The sequence below is a fragment of the Moorena sp. SIO3H5 genome (genome assembly GCF_010692395.1).
Classification (GTDB): Bacteria; Cyanobacteriota; Cyanobacteriia; order Cyanobacteriales; family Coleofasciculaceae; genus Moorena.
On record NZ_JAAHHS010000209.1, the window covers coordinates 1 to 13,549 of the forward strand.

A 13,549-nucleotide genomic window follows, 5' to 3' on the forward strand; every position below is an offset into this window, starting at 1 on the left:
AAAATCATTAAAGGACTATAAAATTATTTTACGTCCCGATGACAACTATTGTTTCTTGCAGTTATGAGGTACAACTATAAACTTCAAAGTCCCCCTTATTAAGGGGGATTTAGGGGGATCGCTTTGTACCTGATTAAGTCGTCGAATTGCTCTTATAGGGCGGGGAGTGTCAAACCACTAAATTACCAGCCACTGACCATCGACTTCAACTTATTCAACAAATTATTCCCATCTAACTTAAGTTTCCATGGCAGCAAGTCAGGGTTCTCCGGGTCTAAATTCTCCCACATTTGCAACCACTTACGAGCGCTATCTTTGTCTTTTTTCGCCATGAATAATTCAATTTGAGCAGTGCAAAAATTACTAAACTCCGAAAACTGAAAGCGCTTGCGAGATATTAGAGGCTTGAGCAAAGCTTCTGCTTCTGGAATTTCTCCTTTTTTGATTTTCAACCTTGCCAGAGATATAATTGGAAATAGATAATCAGGATAGTTTGATGATAGTTCTGACAAAAGGTTGTAGGCTTCTTCTGTGCGTCCTTGCATTTGATAGGTACCAGCTAAGTTATTGAGTAAATCTGGTGAGTCTGGTTCTATTTCCAAAGCTTTTTGCAGTATTTTTTCTGCCTCTACCGCTTTTTCTACTCCTCCTTTTTCCATCAACGATATAGCTTTACCCCCCAGATTTTTGACTTTACGGGAATGATTCGCCACAGTGGGCTCGTCGTGAAGCTCATAGGAGATTAGGTTAACCTCTTGCAATTCACCTTGAAACCAAATTTTTACACCTTCTTGGGGCAACAGTTTGGCTTCAGACACCGTTATCGCAGCTTCATAACGCATGGCATCAGGACCGTGCTGGCTGATGGCAAAGTCCCGCAGTGCTACTAGCATTTCCGGAGTTTTAGCCAAACTAGCAAAGCGAAAAGCAAATTCTCTTCCTTGGGGGTCTCCTCTTTCCAGTAGTATGGGTATAATATTGGTAATCTGGGGATGTGAATCAAAATAATCCTCGGTGGTTTTGGCTAAAAGCTGTTGACCCTTTTTTTTGGAGTGGGAATCTGCCAAAGCTGATAGGTCTTTTATTGTCTTTTGTGTTAACCAGCAAGTCAAGGGGAATGCCCAAGGTGCGTGACGTTCACCAATTGGTTTCTTCAAGTCTTGCAGGTTTGCCTGTGCTAATTTTGACCCTTCGGTGCCTTCAGGGGTTTTCAACCATAATTTACGGGCTTCATCTATACGTCCCTGACGTGTTAGTGCTACTGCTACCAGGTGCGAAAACAACCCGCTAAACGACGTTCCTGAGAATTCTCCTGAAGCTTTAGCTTGCTCAAAAACTTGCAAAATTCCTTGGTCGTCACCAAAGTAGGAGAGGGCTTCCACTTTCTTTGTCCACACGTCCCAGCCCTTAGCTTGGGAATTGATCAATCTTTCACAAGTACTTTCTGCTTGTTCCATATCACCATTGAGAATATGGTAGCGAGTCAGGTTCCCAAGGGCATGGATATTGTCTGGTTGAATTTCCAGGACTTTTTGGCAATAGGCGATTGCTTTATCATTATCCCCCAAAGTAAAGCTAATCAAGCTCAAGTTATTGTAAGAAAACACAAAATCAGGTCGTAGTCGAAGTAACTCTTCATTGGCCAATTTTGCTTGTTTATATTTCCCTTGGATGAAATAAGCTTGAGCGCGTTCGTTTAATACCGCAATCTCCCAACCATTGGAGCGCGTTAAATTCATTTCAGCCAAGAGTTCATCCACCTTAGAATCTAAGTCTGCGATCGCTTCGCGGGCATCATCCGCCTTTTCATGGTTGGGAAAACGACTCACAGCATTTTGAAAGGCTTCTAGGGCAAGTATTGGATGCAGGTTAGCATAGTGACCTCCCGCCAGGCCATATGCTGCATCTGCATTTTTAGGGTCTACTTTTACCAGCATTTCGCAAGCACGTTCATAAGCCGGTAAATCCTTTAATTCATAACAGACATTTACTAAATGGGAGAGAACATCTGCATTATGGGGGTAGTTATCACTCAAATTCTCTAGAACTACCTGGGCTTTTTCCCATTTTTGCTTGATTATCAAAGCTTCTGCCTTGCGAAGTTCCGGCATTAAGCTTTTAATTCCAAAACCACTACGTTTACTCAAGCCGGTTTTCTTTTTACTTGCCATTGCTAGTAACCTCCCTATTTTCTAGGGGGTAAGTAACTTTATTACTATCACGATGGTAGTAATGTCTGCACCCCCTTTTTTAGGAGTTTATTAGTGATGATTCTTTTTAAGACTATTATTTACTTTTTCTTTAACACAGGACGGGAGCAACTAGTACAGTCTGTCTCGCTATAGAGTTAATTAGCTTGAGCTACGGTCAATCCAGGTTCCGAGATGCCCTGCCTTACCCCAGGCTCTTTCTAGAATGTTTATAGGTGTATTGTTGTACTAGTATGATTAACTAGAAACAAATTAGGGAACAAACAATGAGCAACATCTACGTATTTCATCAGGGGCGAGGAGATAGTGGCTGGCTCTGGTATAACGTTTTTGATGGCAATGAATGGGTTGGAGACCAACAAGTTCCTAAAACTGGGATGACAGGAGATCCCTCAGCAGTAGTATACAATGACCTTCTCTATGTGTTCCACCAAGGACGAGGAGATAGTGGTTGGCTCTGGTATAACGTTTTTGATGGCAATGAGTGGGCTGGAGATAAAGAAATTGGTAATACTGGTATCACTGCTGGCCCATCAGCAGTAGTATACAATGACCTTCTCTATGTGTTCCACCAAGGACGAGGGGATAGTGGTTGGCTCTGGTATAACGTTTTTGATGGCAATGAGTGGGCTGGGGATCAAGAGGTACCTAAAACCGGAATTACCTCTAGTCCATCAGCAGTAGTATACAATGACCTCCTCTATGTGTTCCACCAAGGACGAGGAGATAGTGGTTGGCTCTGGTATAACGTTTTTGATGGCAATGAGTGGGCTGGAGATAAAGAGGTACGCGCCACAGGTTTAACCGATGATCCAGATGCATTAGTCTACAACGGTCAAGTATACGTGTTTCACGAGGGCAGAGGTGATAACGGTTGGCTGTGGTGCAATGTCTTCGATGGCAATGAGTGGGCTGGAGATCACAAGATACATAAAACTGGGATAACTGCTGGACCATCAGCAGTCGTATATAATGACCAAATTTACCTGTTACATCAAGGGCGAGAAGACAGTGGATGGATGTGGTGTAATGTGTTTAATGGTTCTGAATGGGTTGGAGACGAAGAAGTCCCCAATACCGGTATTTCTGAAGGACCAGGTGCAGTGATTTACTAATTAGTTCGCATTGGAGAATTAAGAATTAAGAATTTAGAATTTAGAATTAATTCTTAATTCTGTCCTCCTTACAGTCGGATTAGAATTTGCTCTCGTTCCGTGATCGGATAGGGATAGGAATTTTCCTGCTTCGGTTCCCTCTGATTTCCAAGCTGCTCAAGACCCTCCATTGTGCTACGCACACGCTACGCGAACGCTTCACAATAATCGATGGAATGATGAACGAATCGTTGTTTTGCCATTATGATAGAGTTACCTAAACTGTGGTTTGGGAGAGAGCCACGCTTTGCGTTCGCGTAGCGGAGGCCAAAGGCCACGCTAAAAGCGAACGGCTTTGCCGAAACGCGTGACCGCGTAGCGTCTCTGTAGGAGAATTGCAGCCATCAAAAAGATAGATCCAACCACCAGACTAGTCATTACAAAAAAAAGACCCGTCATCGGGTCTAGAAAAAATTTATTTGGAAGCGGATCGGACTATTGAACTTCCAGAAAAGATTTGTGAATAAGGTCTATTTTTAGTTTTTCCCCATAGAGGAAGAGTAACTACAAAATAGGTGAAGCTAACAATAAAAAATTAGAGAAAGAAATCAGGATTATCGATTTGACTAGCCTGAACTCCAACTAAAACTGCTAGAAGGTCACCGTTGCTAGCTATTTCAACTCCTTGGCTAGTATCAGAGAAGTTTAAGTCCTGAAAATCTAAGCCTAAGCCTAGCTCAAATCTAGCTTGACTAAGATCAAAGTTATAGATAGTATCAAACCCATCCCCTGTACTTAAAACGACACGAGCAGCACCGGTTCCTAAAAAGACTTGGTCTAAACCTGGGCTACTAAAAATTCTATCGTCTCCACCATTACCATAAATAATATCATCGCCATTGCCATCAACAAAAAACTCTTGGTCAGAAGATCCTGTTAAAGTGTCATTTCCATCAAAACCAACAAGTAACTCAGTGGCATCATTGCTACCGTTGCCATTCAGCTGATCATCACCAGCACCGCCAATAATTAGATCAGCTTGGGAACCACCATTGATTTGGTTGTTGCCAGTATTACTTCCAATAAAATCACCCTCATCACCAGCTCTCAGATCATCATTGCCACCGTTGCCATTCACTTGATCATCACCAGCACCGCTAAAAATTGTATCATCTCCCGAACCACCATTGATTTGGTCATTGCCAGCAAAACCTTTAAGAGTATCATCCCCGCCGTTACCATTAATCTGGTCATCACCAGGAGTACCCTCAATCAAATCATTCCCTGGTGTTCCATTGATTATATTAGTCATGTTTATCTTCCTTGATAGTAAATACCATCCTTGATAGCTAAAAAAATTATCTCTCAAAAAAATCTTGTGTAAATACTGATCAGAGAAATTCAGTCATTTGTCCTATTAATCACGAAATATTGACTATCAAATGACTGAATTTCATGCACAAATACAAAAAAATGACTCTAAAAATGCTTTTTAATTTATGATAATGGTGTCTGATAATTATACTTTAATGAGAGAATAAATATCCAAGTATTAGTGGTCAGATAGTGTTACTGACTATGGGTGTAAAAGCGCAATACGCTATCGGCATCTAAAGGCGATCGCATAAGCGCGGAAGCTGAGGCCAAAGGCCACGCTTTGCGTTCGCGTAGCGGAGGCCTTTGGCCACAACGCTTCCGGAGCGTAGCATCTCTGTAGGAGAATTGCAGCCATCAAAAAGATAGATCCAACCGCAGTCCTAGTCATTACAAAAAAAAAGACCCATCATCGGGTCTAGAAACAATTTAGTTGGAAGCGCATCGGACTATTGAGCTTCCAGAAAAGATTTGTGAATAAGGTCTATTTTTAGTTTTTCCCCATAGAGGAAGAGTAACTACAAAATAGGTGGAGCTAACAATCACAAATTAGAATAATACTGAATTGGTAAAGAAATCAGCATTATCGATTTGACTAGCCTGAACTCCAACTACAACTGCTAGAAGGTCACCATCGTTAACTATTTGAGTTCCTTGGTTTGTATCAAAAAAGTCCAAGTTTTGAAAATCTGAGTCTACTCCAAAAAATCCTATAACAAATTTAGCTTGACTAAGATCAAAGTTATAGATAGTATCAAACCCTTCACCTGTAGCTAAAACGACTTGAGCAGCACCTGTCCCTAAAAAGACTTGGTCTAAACCTGGGCTATCAAAAATTATATCATCTCCACCATTAGCAAAAATAATATCATCGCCAGTGCCATCAACAAATATCTCTTGGTCTGAAGATCCTGTTAAAGTGTCATTTCCATCAAAACCAACAAGTAAATCATTGCCATCATTGCTACCGTTGCCATTCAGTTGATCATCACCAGCACCGCCAAAAATTGTATCAGCTTGGGAACCACCATTGATTTGGTTATTGCCAGCACTACTTCCAATAAAATCACCCTCATCACCAGCTCTCAGATTATCATTGCCACCGTTGCCATTCACTTGATCATCACCAGCACCGCTAAAAATTGTATCATCTCCCGAACCACCATTGATTTGGTCATTGCCAGCAAAACCTTTAAGAGTATCATCCCCGCCGTTACCATTAATCTGGTCATCACCAGGAGTACCCTCAAGCAAATCATTCCCTGGTGTTCCATTGATTATATTAGTCATGTTTATCTTCCTTGATAGTAAATACTACCCTTGATAGCTAAAAAAAATTATCCCCCAAAAAAAATATTGTGTAAATACTGATCAGATAAATTCAGTAATTTGTCTTATTAACCATAGATTATTGACTATAAAGTTGCCTAAAACTATACATAACTTAATTGATTAGTTGACTCTAAATGCGTTGGTAACTTAAGGTAATAAAAATTTTAAAAATATACTTTAACGAGAGAATAAAAGTCCAAGTATTAGTGGTCAGATAGTGTTATTGACTACGACTGTGAAAGCGCGCCTTATTTTAAAACAGCCCCCATTAGTCCCCCGAGCGAGCAATCCCTCGCTCGGGGAACTTTTAGAGTTTTATTCCTCCCAAGATTGGGTAGTTAGGGGGCAAAACTATACCGATAATCAGCAACTAGTACTAATCATCTACAGCATCAACTCTATTTAGAGCGACGCAATCGTTTAGCAGCTTGTAATCCCTGATTAACAGTAGTAGTGCTAAAGGCTGCTACCTGAAGCCATGGGACAACATCATTTTTGATGCTCTTTTGGACATCACTACTGGTAATGTAAGTAGCGACAACAGCAATAGCTATAGGAACGCATACATGTCCCATAGCCTGAAGATAATTCTTCATTCTAATTTTCTCCTTAATTTTTAGGAACCAAAGGAGATTAAAATTAATATCGTGAGAGAAAAGCACAATATTAAACCTAACCCTAATCTCGAACTATGCATAAGGCTGTGTCACAGTTCAATAACAGTTTAAACTGTTAAAACTACTATCGGAGTATTGTAATTTTAAAGCTTTGGTAAAGTTTACTGTTTTTTTATAAACTTTCGATTAATTTCTATAAGCTTCTGGATTTTTGTCCGGAATTAAATTACTCTTCAATGAAGAAACGGTTATAATCTAAAAGACAAGCACAATATTAAACCTAACCGCTAATGTCGGATAATGTCGGACTATGAATAAGGCTGTGTCATAGTCCGATTATTCTCAACTTATTGAGCAAAGACAGCACTACCACAAACACGCTTTTGTCCTAAGATTAACGATCGCCCCTAACATCAAGAGTAATCTCAGCAGTGATCACCTGGTCCGTCTGTGAAACAATCTTCACCCGTCTCACCCGACCAGCATAAGGAGAATCGCACAATACTCAATTCTGCCAGGTCTTTCTTTACCTCCTGAGACTGCTTCACCAAGGATGCCAGCTGGTACTGCTGCCGCTGTAGATTAGTTTGATACGTCATCATCTCCAGAGAATGCCGGTAAATCTGCTGTTGGTAACGAGTTTTAGCAGCATTTAACCGAGCAATAGCAGAATTGATCGCAATCTGTGTTTTAATCCGCTTTTCCTGTAACTGTTGTCGTTTCTGGATTCTATATTGGTCTACGAGTTCAAGCCTTTATCAATAACCACCATTCGTAAAAAGGTTAAATCCCCTGGTTACGAGGGTGTAGTTGTTGTTAAGTCTGGGGGAGATAGAGCAGCGAAATAATTGGTTGAGTTGAGCACCGGGAAATTTTGATTTCAATGTTTACCCAGTTGTTGAAGCTCGACGGCTGGAGTTTATGTTCTCAGTTTCTGCGCTAGAGGTTGTTTTTCGGGTGTGTGCTGGGGGTTTTGTGGATAGGTGGTGTCGGTTGTGTGCCCAGGGTTGAGGTGCAAGCAGCTGTTTGGGATTGCGTAGTGTCTGCACTATGCGGAGGGTTATATAGATGGTAGGTTCTTAAATATTGCCGCTTATATGCTGAGGGTTAATGTAATGGAAGGACGAGTAAGTCCTCAGATGCGCCTGCCACTATGATGATTTCTATGTGTGGACTTGTTAAATGAAACTTTATCAATTTTTCCCAAGTGATGTATCCTTTCCGGAAAGCAATAAGGAAATTCTACTAGAGTGCTGACTGCTTATGATTCATATATAGTCAAAAATACAGCAAAAATCAATCCAATAAACTATTTCACACTTTCCGGAAAGTAATCTAAGAGTGGAGTATAGGCAAACCACCTTGATACTTAACCCGATGGCTGCGATGAAGCGTTCGCGAAGCGTGGCCAAAGGCCTCAGCTTCCGCCAAAGGCGATGAAGCAAAGCTTCCGCTAAGAGCGATCGCTTTATCTATCAAAACGGCTTCCAACTGGACCTGTGAAGAATGCGGTAAACCGTGTCCGCCTTTGTATAGCGATGGAGAAATTTTGGTTGCTAAGGCTGAAAAGCTTGCTGTATAAAAGTTCCAGCAACCATCTGAACTGTCCCACTTTTGTCCCCAAACGGGACAGTTAATATTGGGAAGTCACGATTTTACGTTTTTTTCTCTACTGCTATACAAAGGCGAGAGTGGCAAAAGAGGGCTAAAAACACTACTTTTGCCAACCTTACGATTCATATGTTAGGCCAGATCAAAACGATCAGCATTCATCACCTTCGTCCAGGCTGCTACGAAGTCTTGCACCAACTTTTCTTGGCTGTCATCTTGCGCATAGACTTCAGCATAGGCACGAAGGATTGAGTTGGAGCCGAAAACAAGATCGACCCGTGTCGCTGTCCACTTAACCTGATTAGTCTGGCGATCGCAGATTTCATACAGATTCTGACCTACAGGTTTCCACAGGTAGTTCATATCCGTCAGGTTCACAAAGAAGTCGTTAGTCAAAGCACCTTCACGATCTGTGAATACGCCATGCTTTGTGCCGCCATAATTAGTCCCTAACACACGCATCCCACCGACTAACACAGTCATCTCGGGAGCCGTCAGTCCCATCAACTGCGTGCGATCAAGCATAAGCTCTTCCGCACTGACGGCATAGTCTTTCTTCAACCAATTGCGGTAGCCATCATGAATGGGTTCTAGCACGTCAAATGACTCTGCGTCGGTCATCTCATCCGTTGCATCCCCCCGCCCCGGAGAAAAGGGGACGGTAATTTCGAAGCCAGCGGCTTGAGCAGCTTGCTCGATACCTACGTTACCGGCCAAGACGATGACATCCGCTATGCTTGCCTTGGTCTCTGCTGCAATGCTGTCTAGAACAGTTAATACTTTTGCCAAACGAGCTGGCTCATTGCCTTCCCAATCCTTCTGCGGAGTCAGACGAATTCGCGCCCCATTTGCACCACCGCGCTTGTCCGATCCCCGAAATGTACGAGCGCTGTCCCAAGCGGTACAAACCATTTCACTAACGCTCAGACCGCTTACTGCAATGCGTTCCTTTACGGCTTGAATATCGTAATCAGTATTCCCGGCTGGAATAGGATCTTGCCAGATCAGATCCTCTTCTGGAACATCGGGGCCAAGATAGCGAGTCTTTGGCCCCATATCTCGGTGGGTCAGTTTGAACCATGCCCGTCTGAAGACATTACTGAAATATTCAGGATCGTTGTAGAACCGCTCCGAAATCTTTCGATACTTTGGGTCCATCTTCATGGCCATATCGGCGTCGGTCATTACAAGGTTGCCGCGAATCTTCGGATCTGCAACATTGACGGGTTTGTCTTCTTCCTTCGGGTCAATCGGTTCCCATTGCCACGCACCTGCTGGACTCTTCTTTAGTTCCCAGTCATAGTTGAGCAGCATATGAAAATAACCATTATCCCACAGGGTCGGCTGAGGCGTCCAGGCCCCTTCTATACCACTGGTAACGGTGTTGTGACCAATACCCTGACCAGTATTGTTCACCCACCCCAAGCCCTGGTCTTGGATATCTGCCCCTTCAGGTTCCACGCCCAGCAACCCGGCATCACCGTTACCGTGACATTTGCCCACCGTATGCCCCCCAGCTGTAAGGGCTACGGTTTCTTCGTCGTTCATCGCCATACGGGCAAAGGTAACGCGCACATCATTGGCGGTTTTGATAGGGTCGGGATTGCCATCTACACCCTCGGGATTAACATAAATCAACCCCATTGTTACCGCAGCCAGTGGATTTTCTAGCTTTCGCTCATCAGAATAGCGGCTGTGGTGGTTATCGCTGGGGGCAAGCCATTCCTTTTCTGGCCCCCAGTAAATATCTTTTTCCGGATGCCAGATATCTTCTCGACCAAAGGCGAAACCAAAGGTTTTTAGTCCCATGGATTCATAGGCGATCGTGCCAGCATAGGTAATCAAATCGGCCCAACTAAGCTGGCTTCCATACTTCTTCTTTATCGGCCAGAGTAGACGGCGTGCCTTGTCTAGGTTGGCGTTGTCTGGCCAAGAGTTGAGTGGCGCAAAACGTTGATTACCTGTCCCCGCACCGCCACGACCATCCGCAATCCGGTAGGTTCCAGCCGCGTGCCAGGTCATACGGATCATCAGACCACCATAGTGACCCCAATCCGCTGGCCACCAATCTTGGCTGTCGGTCATCAGCGCATGTAGGTCTTGTTTTAGTGCAACCACATCAAGTTTTTGTACCGCCTCCCGATAGTTAAAGTCCACTCCCATCGGATCAGTTTTGCGATCATGCTGACTCAAAATATCGAGATTAAGTGCCTTCGGCCACCACTCCATCTCTGACATACTATTTGTTGTTACACTACCGTGTATCACCGGACATTTACCACCAGTGGTTGTCATGATTATTGACTCTCCTGAAGTGTTTTCATTGAAAACAGAAGTTGCCGTCTTTTGTTTTCAGTGAGCTTAAATATAATATGCATTATTGTAGAAAACAATTACTTACCAAAAGGTGCGTAACCCAGTAATATGGAAACTCCCCAGGCTTATCAGAGACAATTTTGAAGATGATTTAACAATGACCGCTTACTTTTAGACCTTCCTTACAATACTACCTACCTTGGCGCTTCCCCAGTAGCATATTCGTAAGATTTCTTAACGATGGACTTGACTGTCTCCAGCTCTTCGTCGTCGCGTGGTGAAAACACCATTACTAGTCCTACAGGATATAGGCCTTGTTTGACTAAGTAATGATCCTCTCCCCAGCCTTTTCCTGTAACTTCTAAGGCGTCTTCTCGCTGCAATTTTACATGCATACTACCATTGTCTGGGTACGGATGTATATGTGCAAATTCCCGACCGACCATAAAAGCTTTACGATTACATTCCACGCCGTCATTAATGACCAAAGCGCGAGAGCCAGGTACAGAGATACCACTTTGCTCGCTTACAACACGAGGCAATGAAAAGCACCATTCATGTAGCTTGTCAATAATATGATCAGGCCCGTGCTGGGTCAATTGAGAATGAGGCAACCGGTCAGTCGTCTCAGGACTTTGACCCGAGCGTAAGGTAAGACTAAGCTTGTTCTCCATTCAACTTCCCTAAAACGCTGCACTAACTTTAATATCGTACTGCATATAAAGTTATACTATATTTTAGTTTGTACTTACTTTAGTATAGTAGCTATGAAACAACTCAAAACTCTGGCTATTGAAACCAGGTCTCTAGATGAGTTATATACTGCTGCTCAACAGGAAGGTGGCACTTTGGTTCTTCGGGCGGGCGGCGACAAGCCGGACCAAATAGATTATTACTTGGACATGTTTAAGGAGAGATTTCCAAGTATCAAGGTTACTCACAGTGTTGACTTGAGTTTTCATCACGGGTCACGCTATGACAATGCCCGTGAAACGGGTGGCAAAGCCAATGTGCCCGACGTAATTCAACTGCAGACCGTGCATGACTTTGACTACTACGCTGAGCATGGTTTGTTGGAGGCCTACAAGCCAAAGCACTGGGACAAAGTATTCCCTGACCACAAAGATCCTCATGGGCGTTGGACTGGTCTTTATGGTGTGACTTTCAGCAACTACGTCAACATCGATGTGATCGACGAAAGCCAAGCACCGCGTGACGCTATGGACTACCTCGACCCAGCACTAAAAGGAAAGGTTGTTTTGACCTATCCCCATAGTGACGATGCTGTCTTGTATCAGTTTTGGAATCTGAAAGAAAAGTATGGGTGGGAGTATCTGGAGGAACTCGTTGCCACTAAGCCGACATGGGTACGTGGTACGGCGATGCCTTATGTCGCTATCAATAATGGCTGGTATGGCGCGAGCTTTACGACATTCTGGGCGTTTGCACCTCAGCCCAACAGCGATACGCGCTTTCTGTTGCCGGAAGAAGATTACTTCTTAACATGGTTCCAGACTGCTGCCATTCCCACTCAGGCGAAAAACAAAGCGGCGGCTAAACTCTATCTAAACTGGATGCTCTCGGAGGAATTCCAAGGCAAGTGGCTGCAATTTCCAGTGCGCATGGATGTTGAAGCGCCCGGTGGTTATAAGTCGGTGCAGCACCACAACACGTCACCTGCAGATTTCCATCGCTTTATGTTGAAGCGCGAGATGATCGAGCGATTCCGATTGCAGCTACTACAGCTTATTGGCGAGGTTGAAGGCGATCCACCAATCAAAATTGACTACAGCGTTAAACCTTGACGCCCAATGTCACCGTTTCGATGGGTATGGTAGTAGTTCGCCAATTTTGTTTTGATAGATATTTCTTTTCGGTGATAATTTCCTGGACTAGGTTTGAGAGACTGGCTAATCTTTAATTCAAGCTTGATGACTTAGTAGATAGACTATCAATTTATCCCAACAGGCCTACTGTCCGCAATGCTTGGGTTTATCTCAACCGACTACGGTTGAGATAAAATTCAGAATGCTGAAAACAATATCAGTTATTCTTAGTAAAGTATCTTTTCCTCGCTTCTTGCACAGTGGGCCCGTTGTCCTTATTCCATTTTTCAAGAGCATCAAATATAGGTTCAAGTGTCTTTACAAGATCAGTAACCTCATATTCAACATGTGGTGGAAGCGTATCATACTGAATACGTTTAACCAGACCGTCACGCTGCAATTCACGCAATTGCTGTGCAAGCATTTTTTGTGATACTGCTCCAATGGAACGGTGTAACTGGTTAAAGCGCATACAGCCATCTTTGAGATACCAAAGGATTTCAGGTTTCCATTTTCCTGCAAATACGTTCAAGGCCTCTCCAATAGGACAAGACGATATGTGTTTTTCTTTGCTCATATGTTCACTCAAGTCTAATTTATTTTTAAAGTTACCAAAAGGTAAGTGACTTAGAGCTGATTTGCAAAGAAAATCCAAAGAGAACTCAATGACGTGCTGAGTAGCCTGTAATCTATATGAAAAAACGAGTTGAAGCACTGTATTCATGAGTTGTCTGCCTGAGATAGCCAATCCCCATAGCCAAACCTATCCGCAGGAAACATTATTGCCTTCGCCCCTCCTCCTAAAACCCCAATTTCTGAACCGCCCTACGCTTAACCTCCTCACCCCGCCGGTCATACTTAGCGGTAGTCACAGGGGAAGCATGGCCAGCTAACTTCTGTACCGTCACGATATCAATCCCAGCATCAAGCAAGTCAGAGCAGAAGGTCCTGCGAAAGTCATGGGGACTAAAGGACTCCACCCCAGCTTCTTTAGCCCGCTTCTGCAAAATCAACAACACGGCCTGGGGGGTCTTTCAATTGTACTCCAATCAATACCCAGGTTACATAAGCACACACACGCCTACATTTATTACAGTTAATGGTACACTGTGGTCTCAATAACCCTCACGGCTCGTACCAAAATAACAGCAATCACAATGCTTTCAGGG

General features: G+C 43.4%; 12 protein-coding genes. 2 read left to right on the forward strand and 10 right to left on the reverse strand.

What is annotated here, in order from left to right:
- Window positions 1-182 precede the first annotated feature (182 nt).
- Window positions 183-2,171 (reverse strand): tetratricopeptide repeat protein, encoded by a 1,989-nt coding sequence (locus tag F6K52_RS21120; RefSeq protein WP_293082118.1) that lies wholly within the window; start codon window positions 2,169-2,171, stop codon window positions 183-185.
- A gap of 305 nt (window positions 2,172-2,476) precedes the next feature.
- Between F6K52_RS21120 and F6K52_RS21125 the strand changes: the two genes are divergently transcribed.
- On the forward strand, window positions 2,477-3,325 hold the full coding sequence (locus tag F6K52_RS21125) for a hypothetical protein (protein ID WP_293082122.1): 849 nt from the start codon (window positions 2,477-2,479) through the stop codon (window positions 3,323-3,325).
- A 574-nt stretch (window positions 3,326-3,899) separates the two neighbouring features.
- On the opposite strand, the gene F6K52_RS21130 is transcribed toward F6K52_RS21125, so the two are convergent.
- The 7 genes from F6K52_RS21130 to F6K52_RS37045 all read right to left on the reverse strand — a co-directional run bounded on the left by F6K52_RS21130 (window position 3,900) and on the right by F6K52_RS37045 (window position 10,949).
- Window positions 3,900-4,616: a calcium-binding protein gene (locus F6K52_RS21130; protein WP_293082125.1), complete on the reverse strand. Its 717-nt coding sequence runs from the start codon at window positions 4,614-4,616 to the stop codon at window positions 3,900-3,902.
- Window positions 4,617-4,904: 288 nt separating this feature from the next.
- Entirely contained in the window at window positions 4,905-5,036 is a 132-nt protein-coding gene (locus tag F6K52_RS21135; protein WP_293082128.1) for a hypothetical protein, read from the reverse strand.
- Window positions 5,037-5,227: 191 nt separating this feature from the next.
- Window positions 5,228-5,968, reverse strand: coding sequence for a calcium-binding protein (locus tag F6K52_RS21140; RefSeq protein ID WP_293082131.1), 741 nt, complete (start codon window positions 5,966-5,968; stop codon window positions 5,228-5,230).
- 440 nt (window positions 5,969-6,408) lie between these two features.
- Complete coding sequence (locus tag F6K52_RS21145; protein ID WP_293082133.1) at window positions 6,409-6,606, reverse strand: hypothetical protein; 198 nt, start codon at window positions 6,604-6,606, stop codon at window positions 6,409-6,411.
- Between the two features lie 446 nt (window positions 6,607-7,052).
- On the reverse strand, window positions 7,053-7,229 hold the full coding sequence (locus tag F6K52_RS21150) for a hypothetical protein (RefSeq protein WP_293082134.1): 177 nt from the start codon (window positions 7,227-7,229) through the stop codon (window positions 7,053-7,055).
- 1,141 nt (window positions 7,230-8,370) lie between these two features.
- Window positions 8,371-10,533, reverse strand: coding sequence for a catalase/peroxidase HPI (katG, locus tag F6K52_RS21155; RefSeq protein ID WP_293082137.1), 2,163 nt, complete (start codon window positions 10,531-10,533; stop codon window positions 8,371-8,373).
- A gap of 215 nt (window positions 10,534-10,748) precedes the next feature.
- Entirely contained in the window at window positions 10,749-10,949 is a 201-nt protein-coding gene (locus tag F6K52_RS37045; RefSeq protein ID WP_364418902.1) for a hypothetical protein, read from the reverse strand.
- A 372-nt stretch (window positions 10,950-11,321) separates the two neighbouring features.
- On the opposite strand from F6K52_RS37045, the gene F6K52_RS21165 reads away from it, so the two are divergent.
- Window positions 11,322-12,359 (forward strand): ABC transporter substrate-binding protein, encoded by a 1,038-nt coding sequence (locus F6K52_RS21165; protein ID WP_293082143.1) that lies wholly within the window; start codon window positions 11,322-11,324, stop codon window positions 12,357-12,359.
- Window positions 12,360-12,597: 238 nt separating this feature from the next.
- Here F6K52_RS21165 and F6K52_RS21170 read toward each other — a convergent pair whose 3' ends face one another.
- Together F6K52_RS21170 and F6K52_RS21175 are read right to left on the reverse strand one after the other, a co-directional pair.
- On the reverse strand, window positions 12,598-13,104 hold the full coding sequence (locus F6K52_RS21170) for a helix-turn-helix domain-containing protein (RefSeq protein ID WP_293082146.1): 507 nt from the start codon (window positions 13,102-13,104) through the stop codon (window positions 12,598-12,600).
- 76 nt (window positions 13,105-13,180) lie between these two features.
- Window positions 13,181-13,399, reverse strand: coding sequence for a site-specific integrase (locus tag F6K52_RS21175; protein WP_293082150.1), 219 nt, complete (start codon window positions 13,397-13,399; stop codon window positions 13,181-13,183).
- Between the last annotated feature and the right edge of the window lie 150 nt (window positions 13,400-13,549).